The sequence below is a fragment of the Peteryoungia rhizophila genome (assembly GCF_004912145.1).
GTDB lineage: Bacteria > Pseudomonadota > Alphaproteobacteria > Rhizobiales > Rhizobiaceae > Allorhizobium > Allorhizobium rhizophilum.
Genome location: NZ_STGT01000006.1, coordinates 218,379 through 235,066, shown reverse-complemented (window position 1 = coordinate 235,066; position 16,688 = coordinate 218,379). Strand labels below are relative to the sequence as shown.

General features: G+C 62.8%; 13 protein-coding genes. 11 read left to right on the top strand and 2 right to left on the bottom strand.

Annotated features, from left to right (window positions below; all coding sequences use genetic code 11):
- Nucleotides 1-7 precede the first annotated feature (7 nt).
- Nucleotides 8-220: a cold-shock protein gene (locus tag E9677_RS22325; protein ID WP_136560262.1), complete on the top strand. Its 213-nt coding sequence runs from the start codon at nucleotides 8-10 to the stop codon at nucleotides 218-220.
- 80 nt (nucleotides 221-300) lie between these two features.
- On the opposite strand, the gene dusA is transcribed toward E9677_RS22325, so the two are convergent.
- The gene (dusA, locus tag E9677_RS22320) at nucleotides 301-1,350 is read right to left on the bottom strand and encodes a tRNA dihydrouridine(20/20a) synthase DusA (RefSeq protein ID WP_136560261.1); all 1,050 of its coding nucleotides are present in this window, start codon (nucleotides 1,348-1,350) and stop codon (nucleotides 301-303) included.
- 168 nt (nucleotides 1,351-1,518) lie between these two features.
- Nucleotides 1,519-2,544 carry a GlxA family transcriptional regulator gene (locus E9677_RS22315; RefSeq protein WP_235883070.1) on the bottom strand — a complete coding sequence of 342 codons (1,026 nt, stop codon included), beginning with the start codon at nucleotides 2,542-2,544 and terminating at the stop codon, nucleotides 1,519-1,521.
- A gap of 111 nt (nucleotides 2,545-2,655) precedes the next feature.
- On the opposite strand from E9677_RS22315, the gene E9677_RS22310 reads away from it, so the two are divergent.
- The 10 genes from E9677_RS22310 to E9677_RS22265 all read left to right on the top strand — a co-directional run bounded on the left by E9677_RS22310 (nucleotide 2,656) and on the right by E9677_RS22265 (nucleotide 16,685).
- A complete protein-coding gene (locus E9677_RS22310; RefSeq protein ID WP_136560259.1) occupies nucleotides 2,656-3,558 on the top strand; it encodes a BKACE family enzyme in 903 nt (300 codons plus the stop codon).
- A gap of 68 nt (nucleotides 3,559-3,626) precedes the next feature.
- Nucleotides 3,627-5,114, top strand: a complete 1,488-nt coding sequence (locus E9677_RS22305) for a carnitine 3-dehydrogenase (RefSeq protein WP_136560258.1) — start codon at nucleotides 3,627-3,629, stop codon at nucleotides 5,112-5,114.
- A gap of 41 nt (nucleotides 5,115-5,155) precedes the next feature.
- Entirely contained in the window at nucleotides 5,156-6,316 is a 1,161-nt protein-coding gene (locus tag E9677_RS22300) for an acyl-CoA dehydrogenase family protein (protein WP_136560257.1), read from the top strand.
- An 82-nt stretch (nucleotides 6,317-6,398) separates the two neighbouring features.
- The gene (locus tag E9677_RS22295; RefSeq protein WP_136560256.1) at nucleotides 6,399-8,459 is read left to right on the top strand and encodes an acetate--CoA ligase family protein; all 2,061 of its coding nucleotides are present in this window, start codon (nucleotides 6,399-6,401) and stop codon (nucleotides 8,457-8,459) included.
- A 4-nt stretch (nucleotides 8,460-8,463) separates the two neighbouring features.
- Nucleotides 8,464-9,246: a carnitinyl-CoA dehydratase gene (locus E9677_RS22290; protein WP_136560255.1), complete on the top strand. Its 783-nt coding sequence runs from the start codon at nucleotides 8,464-8,466 to the stop codon at nucleotides 9,244-9,246.
- Between the two features lie 117 nt (nucleotides 9,247-9,363).
- Nucleotides 9,364-10,947 (top strand): ABC transporter substrate-binding protein, encoded by a 1,584-nt coding sequence (locus tag E9677_RS22285; protein WP_136560254.1) that lies wholly within the window; start codon nucleotides 9,364-9,366, stop codon nucleotides 10,945-10,947.
- 102 nt (nucleotides 10,948-11,049) lie between these two features.
- The gene (locus tag E9677_RS22280) at nucleotides 11,050-12,057 is read left to right on the top strand and encodes an ABC transporter permease (protein ID WP_136560253.1); all 1,008 of its coding nucleotides are present in this window, start codon (nucleotides 11,050-11,052) and stop codon (nucleotides 12,055-12,057) included.
- Nucleotides 12,054-12,881, top strand: coding sequence for an ABC transporter permease (locus tag E9677_RS22275; protein WP_136560252.1), 828 nt, complete (start codon nucleotides 12,054-12,056; stop codon nucleotides 12,879-12,881). Before E9677_RS22280 ends, E9677_RS22275 begins: the two co-directional genes overlap by 4 nt.
- Nucleotides 12,874-14,505 carry an ABC transporter ATP-binding protein gene (locus E9677_RS22270; protein ID WP_136560251.1) on the top strand — a complete coding sequence of 544 codons (1,632 nt, stop codon included), beginning with the start codon at nucleotides 12,874-12,876 and terminating at the stop codon, nucleotides 14,503-14,505. The genes E9677_RS22275 and E9677_RS22270 overlap by 8 nt, the downstream gene beginning before the upstream one ends.
- 176 nt (nucleotides 14,506-14,681) lie before the next feature.
- Nucleotides 14,682-16,685 carry a CocE/NonD family hydrolase gene (locus E9677_RS22265; protein WP_136560250.1) on the top strand — a complete coding sequence of 668 codons (2,004 nt, stop codon included), beginning with the start codon at nucleotides 14,682-14,684 and terminating at the stop codon, nucleotides 16,683-16,685.
- Nucleotides 16,686-16,688: the final 3 nt, after the last annotated feature.

Here is a 16,688-nt window from a genome sequence, read left to right as displayed (position 1 = left end):
CTCTCCCATGGCCACCAAGGGCACTGTAAAATTCTTCAACCAGGACAAGGGCTTCGGCTTCATCACCCCGGAAGGCGGCGCCAAGGACGTGTTCGTCCACATCTCCGCGCTCCAGGCGTCTGGCCTGCAGAGCCTGCAGGATGGCCAGCAGGTCACCTTCGACACCGAGCCGGACCGCATGGGCAAGGGCCCCAAGGCCGTCAACATCCAGGCCGACTGATCAAAAGTTTCGAATGGCGTCCCCCCGGGGCGCCATTCTCGCTTTCGGACCTCAGAAATGCCGGAAAGCCACGCTAAAAATCATTCCGCAGCCGCCGACGTGCTGCTGGGCGCGCCCTGTGTCTTCGGCCCGCCCGCGATGTCGACCGCTGCAAAGGCCTCGGCAATCAGCTCCGGCGACACACCCGGCTTGGTCGCCTCCGACGACAGGATCTGCCGATAGCGCCGCGCGCCGGCATAGCCCTGGAACAGCCCGACCATATGCCGCGTGACATGGTTGAGCCGCCCCCCGGACGCCACGACCCGCTCCGCATAACCGATCATGACATCACGCACATGATCCCAGTCGACCGGCACGGCCGCCGCGCCATAGATCCGCTGATCGACTTCGGTCAGCAGCGTCGCATTGTGATAACTCGCCCGCCCGAGCATGACGCCATCCATGACGGAGAGGTGCTCCACCGCCTGGTCGAGATCGGAAATCCCGCCATTGATGCCGAGAAAAACACTCGGATTCTCCCGCTTCATCCGATAGACCAGCTCGTAATCCAGCGGTGGGATCTCCCGGTTCTCCTTCGGCGAAAGCCCCTTCAACCAGGCTTTCCGCGCATGGATCCAGATCGCATCGGCCCCCGCCCCGATCATCCGCGCGAGAAAATCGGGCAGTACCTCCGCCGGCTCCTGATCATCCACCCCGATCCGGCACTTGACCGTAACCGGCACCGTCGCCACCTTTTTCATCGCCGAGACACAGGCCTCGACCACCTCGGGCGTCTGCATGAGACAAGCCCCGAAGGTCCCCGACTGCACCCGGTCCGACGGACAACCGACATTGAGATTGATCTCGTCATAGTCATAGTCCGAAGCGATCCTGACCGCCTCAACCAGCTTGCCCGGATCCGACCCACCGAGCTGCAAGGCAACCGGATGTTCAGCGTCGTTGAACGAAAGCAGCTTCTCCCGCGGCCCATGGATGATCGCATCGGCCACCACCATCTCGGTATATAAAAGCGCCCGAGACGAGAGCTGCCGATGGAAGAAGCGGCAATGCCGATCCGTCCAGTCGATCATCGGGGCGACGGCAAAGACGGGAGCCTTGAAGTAGCGGGGTGTTTCTCTGGTCTGGGGCACTTGTCGTCTTCTTCTCTTCGTCTTGCTCAGACTTGGGCATGGGCATCATTACCACGCGCGAGCGAACGGGGCAGCGTCAGCTACATGGCACGCAGGCGAGTTAGCGGGATGGCGCAACCTATCACGAGACGGAGGCTATTGACAGCCGGGCAGCGCTGCCGGACGCGCCTACCTGACCGCAAGAATGTCGAAAACTTCGCCCGTCCGCGCAGCCGACGTCAGACGCCGACGGGTTTCGCTCGGGCTCTCGTGGAAATGGCCGCGATAGCTGCGCGAAAAGGCCGAAGCTGAGTTGAAGCCGGTTGCGGCAGCGATATCGGCAAATGCCGCGCGGGTCTCGATCACTTTGCGACGGGCGGCGTTGAGACGCAGCGCCAGATAGTGGAGATGCGGCGGCACGCCGATTGCGGTTGTAAACAGCGATTGCAGCCGTCTTTCGCTGATCCCGATGCGACGCGCGAGCTTAGTCAGCGCCAGCGGCTGTTCTATATGCTCTTCCATCAGCCGCATTGCATGACTGACCCTTGGGTCAGCCAGCCGAATGCTGCCAGTCGAGGGCATGGCTGCAGCGTCACTGCTGACCCCGCCCTGCTCGTAAATGAACTGCCGCGACACTTCGAGCGCCAGTGAATATCCATGGCGGCGACGGATCAGCTCGAGCATCAGGTCAAGCGTCGGCAGAGACCCACCTGTGGTGATCCGCTTGCCATCGATGACGAAACGTTCGCGCACGGGCCGCACCTGCGGATAGGCGCTGCAGAACTCGTCATAATCCTCCCAATGCAGCGTCGCGGAAAAATTGTCGAGAAGCGCACTCTCTGCAAGCAGCCAGACGCCGGATTCGATGCCTGCCACCACGCCACGATGACGGGCCGTCTTTGCCAAGAGCCGCTTGAGCTCTGATGTTGCCTGACGCTTCCAATCATGGCTCGAGAGAACGAAGAGCGGGTTCTCCTCGCTACCGGGCTGGAAAGCGCCGTGAACCGGGATCGGAATGTTGCTTTTGGTCTGGATCGCCTGACCGTTGGGGCTCAAAAGTCTCCAACGATAGAGCTCGAGCCCGCTGACCCTATTGGCCAGTCGAAGGGGCTCGATCACCGAGGCCACGAGAATGAGATTGGTGTCCGGCACGACGAGAATGTCGAGAAGGGTCGAAGTGGGTGCGAAATCAGGGGGCGCAGTCTGCTCGGGCATTGCATCGAATTTCCAGGATTTCCGATAGTGTACAGAACAGATCCGATGGTGCAAAGCATCCTGCGACATTCTGCCCCGTAATACCCCCCAGGCAACAGGGGAGAACTGTCCATGCCATTAGCCATGAACCGGGATGTCTTCATCACCTGTGCCGTCACCGGCGCCGGAGACACCACCTCGAAATCGCCGCATGTACCGATCACTCCCAAGCAGATTGCCGAGTCCGCCATCGATGCCGCCAAGGCCGGGGCCGCCGTCGTGCATTGCCATGTCCGCGATCCGGAAACGGGTGCTGCGAGCCGCCGCAATGATCTGTACAAGGAAGTCACGGATCGCATCCGTTCGGCCGATGTCGACGTGGTCCTGAACCTCACGGCCGGCATGGGCGGAGACCTGATCTTCGGCAATGTCGAACAGCCGCTGCCGCTCAATCCCGTGGGCACAGACATGGCCGGCGCCACCGAGCGCGTCAGCCATGTGGCCGAATGCCTGCCGGAAATCTGCACGCTCGACTGCGGCACGATGAATTTCTCGCTCGGCGACTATGTCATGACCAACACGCCATCGATGCTGCGTGCCATGGCGAAGCTGATGACGGATCTTGGCGTCCGGCCCGAGATCGAAGCCTTCGATACCGGCCATCTGTGGTTCGCCAAACAACTGGTCGAGGAAGGTCTGATCGAGGATCCCGTGCTGATCCAGCTATGCATGGGCATTCCCTGGGGCGCGCCCGATGACCTCAACACATTCATGGCCATGGTCAACAACGTGCCGCCGACCTGGACCTTCTCGGCCTTCTCGATCGGCCGCAATGCCATGGCCTATCCGGCGGCCGCCGTGCTGGCTGGCGGTAATGTGCGCGTCGGGCTGGAGGACAATCTCTATGCCGGCAAGGGCATGCTCGCCACCAATGCCCAACTCGTCGAAAAGGCCGTGACCGTGATCGAGGGCATGGGTGCCCGGATCATCGGACCAGACGAGGTGCGCAAGAAACTGAAGCTGACCAAGCGCTGATGCATCGCCCGTCCCTGATGATTTCGGAGACGGGTCATAGAACAAACCGACATGCGGACGAGAACGTGATGAGCAGAATTCAAAAGGCGGCCTGTATCGGCGGCGGTGTGATCGGCGGGGCCTGGGCGGCGCGTTTCGTGCTGGCCGGCATCGACACCACGATCTTCGATCCGCATCCCGAGGCTCAGCGCATCATCGGCGAAGTGCTCGCCAATGCCGAACGCGCCTATGAGATGCTGACCATGGCGCCGCTGCCGCCCAAGGGGAAGCTCACCTATGCGGCGTCGCTTGCGGAGGCGGTCGCAGGCGCCGACTGGATCCAGGAAAGCGTGCCGGAGCGCGTTGATCTCAAGCGCGGCGTGCTGACCCAGATCGATGCGGCTGCCGACCCCAAGGCGCTGATCGGTTCCTCGACCTCGGGCATTCTGCCGACCGACCTGCAGCGCGACATGAAACATCCCGAGCGCATGTTCGTCGCGCATCCCTATAACCCCGTCTATCTCCTGCCGCTCGCCGAACTCGTCGGCGGTGAAAAGACCAGCCGCGCGGTGCTCGAAGAGGCCAAGGCGAAACTTGCGCCGATCGGCATGAAGGGCGTGATCCTCAACAAGGAGATCGAAGGCTTCGTCGGCGACCGCTTGCTGGAAGCGCTGTGGCGCGAGGCGTTATGGCTGATCAAGGACGACATCTGCGACACCGAGACGCTCGATGATGTGATCCGCTATTCCTTCGGCATGCGCTGGGCGCAGATGGGCCTCTTCGAGACTTATCGCATCGCCGGCGGCGAGGCCGGCATGCGGCATTTCCTCGCCCAGTTCGGCCCCTGCCTCGCCTGGCCCTGGACCAAGCTCACCGATGTGGTCGATCTCAACGACGAACTCGTCGACAAGATCGCGGGACAGTCGGACGCCCAGTCGGGCGCGCGCGGCATTCGTGATCTGGAACGCATCCGCGACCAGAACCTTGTCGGCATCATGCAGGCCCTGAAGGCCGGCGATGCCGGTCGCGGCTGGGGGTCCGGCAAGTTGCTGGCGGAGTTCGAGGCGCATCTCTGGTCATCTGCACCGGCTCCTGCTGCCGCTGATGTCACAAAGCCGATCAAGCTTGCGGACTTCCGCGTGCATCCGTCCTGGGTCGATTACAACGGCCACATGACCGAATACCGCTACAGCCAGTGCTTCGCCGACAGCTCCGACGCGTTGCTGCGCCTCATCGGCGTCGACATGGATTATGTCTCGGCCGGCCACAGCTATTACACGGTCGAGAACCATCTGCGGCTGCTCGACGAGTGCAAGCTGGGTAACGCGCTCTATGTCGAGGTGCAGCTGCTGCCGTCGGATGGCAAGAAGCTACACAGCTTCTTCTGGCTGCGCCGCACTTCTGACGATGCCGTTGTGGCGACCTGCGAGCACCTGATGCTGCATGTCTCCTCGGCCGAGGGCAAAACCGTTCCGCCGCTGCCAGCGGTCCTATCGAAGCTTCAACCCCTGATCGCTGCGCATGAGCGCCTGCCGATGCCCGAAGGCGCCGGCCGCCACGTCGGGCAGAAGAGGTAGACCCATGCCCACCATCGCCGTGAACCGACAAGGATAGAGCCATGGATTTCGCCCTTTCCGAAGAGCAGCAGATGATCGTCGACACGGTCCGCGGCTTCGTGGAGAGCGAGCTCTATCCGCTTGAGGACCAGGTCGAGAGATCAGGCCACGTGCCGCCGGAGATGGGCTGGGAGATCGCGGCCAAGGTGAAGGAACTCGGTTTCTTCGCCTGCAACATGCCGGAAGAGGTCGGCGGCGGCGGGCTCGACCACCAGACCTTCACGCTGGTCGAACGCGAACTCGGCCGCGCCTCCATGGCGCTCACCGTGTTTTTCGGCCGGCCCTCCGGCATTCTGATGGGCTGCAACGACGACCAGCGCGAACGCTACCTGCTGCCGGCCGTGCGCGGCGACAAGTTCGATGCGCTTGCGATGACCGAACCCGGTGCCGGCTCGGACCTGCGCGGCATGAGCTGCACCGCACGCCCTGATGGCGATGACTGGGTGGTCAACGGCACCAAACATTTCATCAGCCATGCCAACATCGCCGATTTCGTCATCGTCTTCGTGGCCACCGGAGAGGAGGAGACGCCAAAGGGCATGAAGAAGCTGATCACCTGCTTCCTGGTCGATCGCTGCACGCCCGGCTTCACCATCCGCGACGGTTATTCCTCCCTGTCGCATCGCGGCTACAAGAACTGCATCCTCGATTTCGACGATTGCCGCCTGCCCTCGGCCCAGATCCTCGGCGAACTGCACAAGGGCTTCGAACTCGCCAATGCCTGGCTTTACGGCACCCGGCTCACGGTGGCTGCGAGCTGCGTCGGCCGGGCGCGGCGCGTCTTCGATCTGTGCGTCCCCTATGCTGCCGAACGGCATCAGTTCGGCAAGCCCATCGGGACGAACCAGGGCGTGTCGTTCAAGCTCGCCGACATGATCACCCAGATCGATGCGGCCGACTATCTGACGCTCGCCGCCGCCTGGCGCCTCGACCAGGGCCTGCCGGCCAATCGCGAGATCGCCTCTGCCAAGCTCTATGCCTCGGAAATGCTGGCGCGTGTCACAGACGAAGCGATCCAGATCCATGGCGGCATGGGCCTGATGGACGACCTGCCGCTGGCGCGCTTCTGGCGCGATGCGCGGGTCGAGCGGATCTGGGACGGCACTTCGGAAATCCAGCGCCACATCATCAGCCGCGACCTGTTGCGACCGTTTGGAGCATGAGCATGGCTAATCAAGCTTCCGGCAGCTCGCATCGTCTTCCGCCCTCCGACCCTGGCCACCTTCCGACAGACAGGTGGCCTGGATGAGCATCCCCGCTGCAGCACTCAACCGCCTCATCCGCCCGCAATCGATCGCCGTCTTCGGCGGTAAGGAAGCGGCACGGGTGGTGGAGCAGTGCGGCAAGGCGGGGTATCGCGGCGACATCTGGCCGGTGCATCCGACGCGCGAGACGGTGCATGGCCATCGCTGCTACCGGTCGGTCGCCGATCTTCCAAGCGCGCCCGATGCCGCATTTGTCGGCGTCAACCGCAGTCTGTCGGTCGAGATCATCCGCGACCTTAGCCAGCGTGGTGCCGGCGGCGCCATCTGTTACGCATCCGGCTTCGCCGAAGCGGTGTCGGAACTGCCCGATGGTCTGGCGCTTCAGACGGAGCTCGTGGCTGCCGCTGGCGACATGCCGATGCTCGGCCCCAATTGCTACGGCTTCATCAACATGCTGGACGATGCCCTGCTCTGGCCCGACCAACACGGCATGGTGCATGTCGACAGGGGCGTGGCGATCCTCACCCAGTCTTCCAATATCGCACTCAATATCTCGATGCAGGCCCGCGGGCTGCCGATCGCCTATCTGATGACGGCCGGAAACCAGGCGCAGACGGGCTTGTCTGCGCTTGCGGCGGCGGCGATCGAAGACGAGCGGGTGACTGCCGTCGGGCTGCATATCGAAAGCTTCGACGATCTGGACGCCCTGCAGCATCTCGCGACCCGCGCCCGGGCGTTGCGCAAACCCGTGGTGGCGCTGAAGGTCGGCCGATCGGTCGGTGCCCAGCGCGCGGCGCTGTCGCACACCGCGTCGCTTGCCGGCAACGACCGGGTGTCCTCGGCCCTGCTCAAACGCCTCGGCATCGGACGCGTGTTTTCTCTTCCCCAGATGCTGGAAACGCTGAAACTTCTGCATGTCTGCGGCCCTCTGTCCGACAACACGGTCTCGGCGATGAGCTGTTCGGGTGGCGAGGCCTCGCTGATGGCGGATGCCGGTGTCGGCAAGGCGATCGAATTCCGCGACCTTGCACCCGAACAATTGCTGGCACTCAGAGAGACACTGGGGAGCATGGTCACGCTCTCCAATCCGCTCGACTACCACACCTTCGTCTGGGGCAACCGCGCGCGGCAGGCGCAGGCCTTTTCCACCATCATGCGCGGCGATTATGCCATCAATCTGGTAGTTCTCGATTTCCCCCGTGGCGACCGCTGCGACGCGACCGACTGGACCACCACCGTCGATGCCGTGATCGACGCAAAGCGGATGACAAATGCGGCAACCGGCATTGTCTCGAGCCTCGGGGAAACCATGCCCGAAACCGTCGCCGACCGCCTCGTTACAGAAGGCGTCGTGCCCTTCTGCGGGATCGACGAGGCGCTTGCCGCCATCGGCATCGCCCACAGCATTCATGCCGCCTGGGCGGACCCGGCGCCGCCGCCACTTCTTTCGTCCCGCCCAGCCGGATCTGAACTCATCTGCCTCTACGAAGAGCGGGCCAAACCGACGCTCGCCGCTTATGGCGTGAAAATCCCCTATGGCATGGTGGCCAACAGTGCCGAACAGGCAATCGCCATTGCCGAGCGGCTCGGCTATCCCGTGGCCCTCAAGGGGCTCGGTATCGCGCACAAAAGTGACGTCGGTGCCGTCCGTCTCAATATCCGCAGCGCATCCGAAGTCTACGCTGCCGCCACAGCCATGGCGGTCGCCGATCGATTTCTTGTGGAAGTTATGGCACCGAAACCGGTGGCCGAATTTCTTGTCGGAGCACTGCGCGACCCCGTCGTCGGGCCGGTCCTAACCCTCGGCGCAGGAGGGGTTCTCGTCGATCTCATCGATGACAGTGCGATACTCCTGCTTCCGACTAACCCGGCCGAAATACGCAGAGCAATTGACGGTTTGAAGGTCTCGCAACTGATCGCGGGGTATCGCGGAGCGCCAGCAGGCGATAAGAACGCGCTCGTGCAACTCGTCGCCTCTGTCGCAGATTATGTCGCAGACAACGCAACGAGACTGGAAGAACTGGACCTTAATCCGGTTCTGGTGTTGCCGGAAGGCGAAGGCGTGATCGCCGTCGATGCCTTCATCCGGACAAGGAGCTGAACGTGTGACCGATTCGATCCGCACCCGTCGCGAAAACGCCATTCTGGAGGTGACGATCGATCGCCCCAAGGCCAATGCCATAGATCTCGCCACCAGCCGCATCATGGGCGAGATCTTTGCCTCCTTCCGCGACGACGAGACGCTGCGGGTGGCGATCATCACCGGCGCCGGCTCCAAATTCTTCTGCGCCGGATGGGATCTGAAAGCTGCCGCTGATGGGGATGCCGTCGATGGCGATTACGGCATCGGCGGCTTCGGCGGACTGCAGGAGTTGCGCGACCTGAACAAGCCGGTCATTGCGGCGATCAATGGCATCTGTTGCGGCGGCGGATTTGAGATCGCCCTCTCGGCCGACCTGATCTTGGCCGCGGACCATGCAACATTTGCCCTCCCCGAGATCCGTTCGGGCACGGTTGCCGATGCCGCTTCGATCAAGCTGCCGAAGCGCATCCCCTATCACATTGCCATGGAGATGCTGCTGACCGGTCGCTGGCTCGATGCGCAAGAAGCCCATCGCTGGGGTTTCGTCAACGAAGTCCTGCCGGCCACCGCCCTCATGGACCGCGCCTGGGCTCTGGCACGTCTGCTCGAGAGCGGCCCGCCACTGGTCTATGCCGCAATCAAGGAGATCGTGCGGGACGCCGAGGGCCGGGATTTCCAGTCGACGATGAACAAGGTCACCAAGCGGCAATACCGCACGGTGGATGCTCTCTACGGAAGCGAGGATCAGCTGGAGGGCGCCCGCGCCTTCGCCGAGAAACGCGACCCCGTTTGGCAAGGGAGATAAGGTTTCAAGCCAGCGCGTGAGGGCGTCTGCGGTCGGCCCGATTGCGATCTTAAACGACCGCCAACGTCACGGCCAAGAATGCCGGACGATTGACCAACCAGAACAAGGGAACAGACGATGAGCAACGACAAATACCTCTCCAACCTGACCTCCTCGGCGTTGAGCCGGCGTGAATTCATGGGTCGCGCCATGGCAGCCGGCCTGACGCTGGCGGCAGCAAGCACGCTCTACGCGACCAGCGCCTCGGCCCAGGAGCCCAAGCGCGGCGGCAATCTGAAACTCGGCCTCGAAGGTGGATCGGCCACCGACAGCAAGGACCCGGCGAAGTTCCTCTCCCAGGTCATGTTCTGCATCGGCCGCTGCTGGGGCGATATGCTGGTGGAATCCGAACCCTTGACCGGGCAGCCGGTACCGGCGCTCGCCGAATCCTGGGAGCCATCTGCTGATGCTGCGACCTGGACCTTCAAGATCCGCAAGGGCGTGAAGTTTCATGACGGCAAGGATCTGACCATTGAAGACGTCGTGAAAACCCTGCAGCGCCACACCGACGAGAAGTCCGAATCCGGTGCGCTCGGCGTGATGAAATCGATCAAGGAAATCAAGGCGGATGGAGACAATCTCGTCCTGGTGCTGACCGAAGGCAATGCGGATCTGCCACTGCTCCTCACCGACTACCACCTGGTGATCCAGCCGAACGGCGGCTATGACGACCCGCTCGCCTCGATCGGCACCGGCCCCTACAAGATGACGAGCTTCGAGCCCGGCGTGCGCGCGACCTTCGAGCGCAACACGGACGACTGGCGTACGGACCGCGGCTTCGTCGACAGCATCGAGATCATCAACATGAACGACGCCACGGCCCGCATCGCCGCCCTGGCGTCCGGCCAGGTGCATTACATCAACCGTGTCGACCCCAAGACGGTCTCGATGCTGCAGCGCTCGCCGAATGTCGAAATCCTCAGCACATCCGGTCGCGGCCACTACGTGTTCATCATGCATTGCAACACGACCCCCTTCGACAATGTCGATCTGCGGCTTGCACTGAAATACGCCATGGACCGCGAAACGATGGTCGAGACGGTGCTGGGTGGTTACGGCAAGGTCGGCAACGACTTCCCGATCAACGAAACCTATGCCCTATTCCCCGAAGGCATCGAACAGCGCGCCTATGATCCGGACAAGGCCGCCTTCCACTACAAGAAGTCGGGTCATGATGGCGCAGTCCTGCTGCGGACGTCGGAAGTAGCCTTCCCGGGTGCGGTCGACGCAGCCGTGCTCTATCAGGAAAGCGCCAAGAAGGCCGGCATCAACGTCGAAGTGAAGCGCGAGCCGGGCGACGGCTACTGGTCGAACGTCTGGAACGTGCAGCCATTCTCCACCTCCTACTGGGGTGGCCGCCCGACCCAGGATCAGATGTATTCCACCGCCTATCTCTCGACGGCGGACTGGAACGACACCCGCTTCCTGCGGCCGGACTTCGACAAGGTCCTGCTCGAGGCGCGTGCGGAACTGGATGAGGCCAAGCGCAAGGACATGTATCGCGACATGGCGATGATGGTGCGCGACGAGGGTGGTCTGATCCTTCCAATGTTCAACGACTTCGTCAATGCGGCCCAGAAGTCGGTCAAGGGCTATGTCCATGACATCGGCAACGACATGTCGAACGGCTATGTCGCGACCCGGGTCTGGCTCGAGGCCTGACGGATCGGCAAGGAGCAGGCCGATAAGGCGCTGCTCAGGTCCAACGGCCCGTGGGTTTCGACCCGCGGGCCATGCCCGTTTCCCGCATGACGGCTGGAGCCCATGACCCAATCAACCGATACCGGCGGCACCCCGCCCCTTCCCCTGTTGCTGCGCTACCCGCTGGCGACGTTGATCATGCAGCGGCTGATGTTGAGCTTCCTGCTTCTGCTTGCCGTCTCCGTGCTGATCTTCGGCGGCGTCGAAGCTCTCCCCGGTGATTTCGCCACGACCTATCTGGGGCAATCGGCAACCCCGCAGGCCGTCGCCAACATTCGCGGTGAACTCGGCCTCGACCGCCCCATCGTCAGTCGCTATTTCGAATGGCTGGGTGGTGCCATCCAGGGCGATTTCGGCACCTCATGGGCCAGCCGGAATTCCGTGACGGAGCAGATCGGCAGGCGGCTCGGCAATTCGCTGTCTCTCGCAGCGCTTGCGGCCGCGATCTCCGTGCCGCTTGCGGTCGGCCTTGGCATGCTTGCCGTACACTTTAGAAACCGTATGCCCGACCGGGTGATCAATGTGATTTCGCTGGCCGCCATCTCGCTGCCAGAATTCTTCATCGGTTACCTGCTGATCCTGGTTTTCGCCATCAACTTCAATATCGCGACCTTTCCATCGACAGTGCATGACGGCATGGCACTCATGGAGCGGCTGAAAGCCATGGCACTGCCCACCGCCACCCTTGTGCTGGTGGTGCTGGCACACATGATGCGCATGACGCGAGCGGCAATCCTGTCTGTGATGTCGTCGGCCTATATGGAAACCGCGGAACTCAAGGGTCTCTCGGCACTGCGCGCCATCGTCAAGCATGCAGCACCCAATGCGATTGCACCGATCGTCAATGTGGTCGCGCTGAACCTCGCCTATCTCGTGGTCGGCGTCGTCGTGGTCGAAGTCGTCTTCGTCTATCCCGGCATGGGCCAGTATATGGTCGATGCGGTCACCGTGCGCGACATGCCGGTAGTCCAGGCATGCGGTCTGATCTTCGCGGCGGTCTACATTCTCCTGAACATGCTGGCCGATATCATCGCCATTGTCGCCAATCCGAGACTGAGGCATCCGAGATGAGATTGAAACAGATCCCCATCAGTGCCTGGGTCGGCATATTCGGCATCGCGCTTGCCATATTCTGCGCAGTCTTCGCTCCGCTCATCGCGCCTTATGGCGAGCGCGAAATCGTCGGCAGCGTCTGGGAGCCGATGGGCGGCACCTATCTGCTCGGCACGGACAATCTCGGCCGCGACCTGCTCTCCCGGATGATCTACGGGACGCGCACCACGCTGACCGTGGCACTCGCTGCCACCATCATCTCGTTTTCCCTCGGCATCTTCCTGAGCTTCACCGCCGCCGTCTCGCGCGGCATCATCGATCAGACGCTGTCGCGCTTCAACGACTTGATGATGTCCATCCCGACGCTGATCTTCGCGCTCGTGGTGCTGGCGGTCCTGCCGCAGAACCTCTTCGTGCTGATCATGGTCATGGCAGTCCTCGATTCCACCCGCGTCTATCGATTGGGCCGCGCGGTCGCGCTCGATGTCGCTGTGATGGAATTCGTAGAGGCGGCCAAACTGCGCGGCGAAGGCACGATGTGGATCATCTTCCGCGAAATCCTACCCAACACGCTTTCACCACTGCTCGCCGAATTCGGCCTGCGCTTCGCGTTCTCGATCCTGTTCCTCTCAACCCTCTCTTTCCTCGGCCTCGGCATCCAGCCGCCGGCCGCCGATTGGGGCGGCATGGTCAAGGACAACAAGGACGGAATCATCTTCGGCATTTCCGCCGCCCTGGTTCCGGGCACGGCGATCGCGGCGCTGGCCGTCTCCGTCAACCTGGTGGTCGACTGGCTGCTTGGACGTACATCCAGCCTGAAGGGAGGCCGTGGCGATGTCTGAACTCCTCACCGTCCGCGATCTGAAGATCGAAGCCACGTCCTATCCACCGGGCGAACCGCCCAAGGACATCACCATTGTCGAAGGCGTCTCCTTCAGCCTGCCCAAGGGCCGGGTGCTCGGCCTGATAGGCGAGTCCGGTGCTGGCAAATCAACGATCGGCCTGTCGGCACTGGCTTACGGTCGCGGTAGTGTCCGCATCACCGGTGGCGAGGTGCTGCTGAATGGCGAGGACATTCTGAAACTCGGAAAATCCGGCATTCGCAAGCTGCGCGGCGACCGGGTCTGCTACGTCGCGCAATCGGCAGCTGCCGCCTTCAACCCGGCCCATCGGCTGGGCGACCAGGTGATCGAGGCGACCGTCTCACACAAACTGATGACCGTAGAGGAGGCCCGCGCCCGCGCGACCTATCTGTTCGGCGTGCTCGGCCTGCCCGACCCGAAGACGTTTGGCGAGCGTTATCCGCATCAAGTCTCCGGCGGCCAGCTACAGCGCGCCATGACCGCCATGGCGCTCTGCTCCAACCCGGAACTCATCATCTTCGACGAGCCAACGACAGCACTCGATGTCACAACCCAGATCGACGTATTGGCCGCAATCAAGCATGCGATCGAGGAGACCCATACCGCCGCACTCTACATCACCCATGACCTCGCAGTCGTCGCGCAGATCTCGGACGACATCATGGTGCTCCGTCACGGAAAGACCGTGGAATACGGCACGACACAGCAGATCATCGAAGAGCCTGTTCAGGATTACACCCGTGCGCTGGTCAACGTGCGTCAGGCACGCAAGGACGAAGCCGTCGATCAGAGCGATCGACAGCTGACGGTCGAGCATGTGTCTGCCGGCTATTCGAATGGCTTCAAAGTGTTGGAGGATGTCAGCCTGCATTTGCCGAAGGGGCAGACATTGGCAGTGGTCGGCGAGTCCGGCTCGGGCAAGTCCACCCTGGCCCGCGTCATCACCGGTCTGCTGCCGCCCATGTCCGGCACAGTCACCTTCGACGGAAAGGTCCTGACACCGGCCCTAAAGCAGCGTAGCCGCGATGACCTGAGGCGCATTCAGCTGATCTATCAGATGGCCGACACGGCGATGAACCCGCGCCAGACCGTGCGTGACATCATCGGCCGGCCGCTCACCTTCTATTATGGCCTGCGGGGTGCGGCGAAGACGGCCCGCGTCAAAGAACTCCTGGACCAGATCGAGATGGGCTCCGGCTTCGTCGACCGCTATCCGGCCGAGCTATCAGGCGGTCAGAAGCAGCGCGTGGCAATTGCGCGAGCCCTTGCCGCCGAACCCGAGCTGATCCTATGCGACGAGCCGACGTCGGCGCTCGACCCCTTGGTGGCGGAGGGCATCCTGTCGCTCCTGATGCGGCTGCAGGCGGAAACGCAGGTCTCCTACCTGTTCATCACCCATGATATTGCCATCGTCCGCGCCATCGCAGACAGCGTGGCCGTCATGCATCGCGGCCGCCTGGTCCGCTTCGGGCCGAAGTCACAAGTCTTGTCGCCGCCCTTCGACGACTATACCGACCTGCTGCTCAAGTCCGTGCCCGAGATGGAACTCGGCTGGCTGGAGCGGGCACTTGCAACCCGACGCATGGAGAGTGGGGGGCACTGAGGGGGTGCCCCTCATCCCCGGCGCAACGCGTTGCGCCTGACCTGCCGGCACCTTCTCCCCGTGAACGGGGAGAAGGCCGCACCCTCAACGCCTGCTCTCCTCTCTCCCCGCTTGCGGGGAGAGAGTCAGGGTGAGGGGAAAACCATACACTCGAATTCATCACCCGAAGGCACAGCATGACATCCCGTCCATTCACCACCATCGAAAACCAGTGGATCACCCTTGCCGACGGTACGCGGCTCGCCGCCCGCATCTGGATGCCTGAGGGTGCCGAAGCCGATCCCGTTCCGGCCGTCTTCGAATTCCTGCCCTATCGCAAGCGGGACGGAACGAGCCCGCGCGACGAATCCACCTATCCTGTGTTTGCGGCTGCCGGCATCGCCGGCGTGCGCGTCGATATCCGCGGGTCGGGCGAATCCGACGGCGTCATTGACGGCGAATATACAGAACTGGAACTCGCCAATGCCTGTGAGCTCATCGCCTGGATTGCGGCCCAGCCCTGGTCGAACGGCTCCGTCGGCATGATGGGCATTTCCTGGGGCGGCTTCAACTGCCTGCAGGTCGCAGCCCTTCGACCAGCTGCGCTGAAAGCGGTCATCTCAATCGCCTCGACCACCGACCGCTACAACGACGACATCCACTACAAGAACGGCTGCCACCTCTCGGCCCAGCTCTCCTGGGCCGCCACCATGCTCGCCTATCAGTCACGCTCGCCAGACCCTGAAATCGTTGGCGATCGCTGGCGCGCAATGTGGATGGAGCGGCTGGAAAACGAGCCCTTCTTCCTGGAGGAATGGCTGGCGCACCAGCGCCGCGACGCTTTCTGGAAACATGGCTCGATCGGCGAAGATTTCTCCGCCGTCGCGATCCCGTCGCTCGTCATCGCCGGCTGGGCGGACGGCTACCGCAACACGCCGCTTCTTGCGGTCGAAGGCATGCCAGACCGGTCGAAGGCGCTGATCGGCCCCTGGATCCACAAATATCCGCATTTCGCCTGGCCGAAGCCGCGTGCCGATTTCCACGGCGAGGCCATCGCCTTCTGGAACCGCTGGCTGCGCGGCGAGGCAAATGGGACGGACACGGTCCCGCAGGTTCGCGCCTATATCCTCGACGCCGTGAAGCCCGCCCCGCGCCGCGATGCCGATCCGGGTTTCTGGATCGCGAAAGACCGTTGGCAAAAGCCGGAAATGGCGAACTTCTACGTCGAGGCCTTCGGCTCCCTGACGGAAGGCCATCCTGTTCCGCATGCGCCCGCGCATCCCGTTACGCTGAAGTCGCCGCTCGACACGGGGACTGCCTCCGGCGAATGGTTCACCCTGAAGCCCGATGCGGAACTGGCCGGCGATCAACGCGGCGACGATGCGGGATCGCTTACCTTCCAGACAGCACCTCTCCCCCACGCGCTCGATATCTTCGGTCGGCCGGAACTCTCTGTGATGCTCGCAAGCGACTCGCGGGTCGCCAATCTCATCGCCCGCATCGTCGACGTGCATCCTGACGGATCCACCACACGCGTCGCCTTCGGTGTGTTGAACCTGACCCATCGCAACGGCAATGCCGAGCCGCAACCGATGGTGCCGGGTGAGCGGACACCGATCCGGCTGACGCTCGATGCCTGCGGCTATCGCTTCCGACCGGGTCACCGCATCCGCCTGTCGCTGTCTTCCGCCTACTGGCCAATGGTGCTGCCTGCCCCAACCGATGCGGAACTGACGCTCGACATCGCCTCGCTCGGCCTTGCCCTGCCGAAGCTCGGGGCGCACGAAACCTTCGAGATGAAGCAGCCGGACAACCCCAGTCCGCTGCCGGCCTATATCGAACACGCACCTTCCGAGACCCGCCGCCAGGTGCTGCGCGATCTCCAGGCCAATCGCACGGATTACGTCATCTATGAGGATACCGGCCTGTTCGAGCATCAGGGCACCGGGCTATCGACCCGCCAGGTCCGCGACGAGGTCTGGTCGATTTCGCCTGGCGATCCACTATCGATGACAGGAACTTCGGTCTGGACCTGCGACATGCAGCGTTCCGGCTGGTTCGTCCGCACCATTTCCACCTCGCGCATCGCCTGCACCGAGACGCACTGGCTGATCAGTGCGTCGGTCGTTGCTTACGAGGGGGAAACAAAGGTGTTCGCGAAGACCTTCCCCGAAAAAGCCATCCGACGCGATCTCATGTAGAAA

What these genes read in the sequence shown, in the direction of transcription:
- E9677_RS22325 (WP_136560262.1), top strand. Translation starts at nt 8, where the DNA reads ATGGCCACCAAGGGCACTGTAAAATTCTTCAACCAGGACAAGGGCTTC.
- E9677_RS22315 (WP_235883070.1), bottom strand. Translation starts at nt 2,544, where the DNA reads ATGCCCGAGCAGACTGCGCCCCCTGATTTCGCACCCACTTCGACCCTT.
- E9677_RS22310 (WP_136560259.1), top strand. Translation starts at nt 2,656, where the DNA reads ATGCCATTAGCCATGAACCGGGATGTCTTCATCACCTGTGCCGTCACC.
- E9677_RS22305 (WP_136560258.1), top strand. Translation starts at nt 3,627, where the DNA reads ATGAGCAGAATTCAAAAGGCGGCCTGTATCGGCGGCGGTGTGATCGGC.
- E9677_RS22300 (WP_136560257.1), top strand. Translation starts at nt 5,156, where the DNA reads ATGGATTTCGCCCTTTCCGAAGAGCAGCAGATGATCGTCGACACGGTC.
- E9677_RS22295 (WP_136560256.1), top strand. Translation starts at nt 6,399, where the DNA reads ATGAGCATCCCCGCTGCAGCACTCAACCGCCTCATCCGCCCGCAATCG.
- E9677_RS22285 (WP_136560254.1), top strand. Translation starts at nt 9,364, where the DNA reads ATGAGCAACGACAAATACCTCTCCAACCTGACCTCCTCGGCGTTGAGC.
- E9677_RS22280 (WP_136560253.1), top strand. Translation starts at nt 11,050, where the DNA reads ATGACCCAATCAACCGATACCGGCGGCACCCCGCCCCTTCCCCTGTTG.
- E9677_RS22275 (WP_136560252.1), top strand. Translation starts at nt 12,054, where the DNA reads ATGAGATTGAAACAGATCCCCATCAGTGCCTGGGTCGGCATATTCGGC.
- E9677_RS22270 (WP_136560251.1), top strand. Translation starts at nt 12,874, where the DNA reads ATGTCTGAACTCCTCACCGTCCGCGATCTGAAGATCGAAGCCACGTCC.
- E9677_RS22265 (WP_136560250.1), top strand. Translation starts at nt 14,682, where the DNA reads ATGACATCCCGTCCATTCACCACCATCGAAAACCAGTGGATCACCCTT.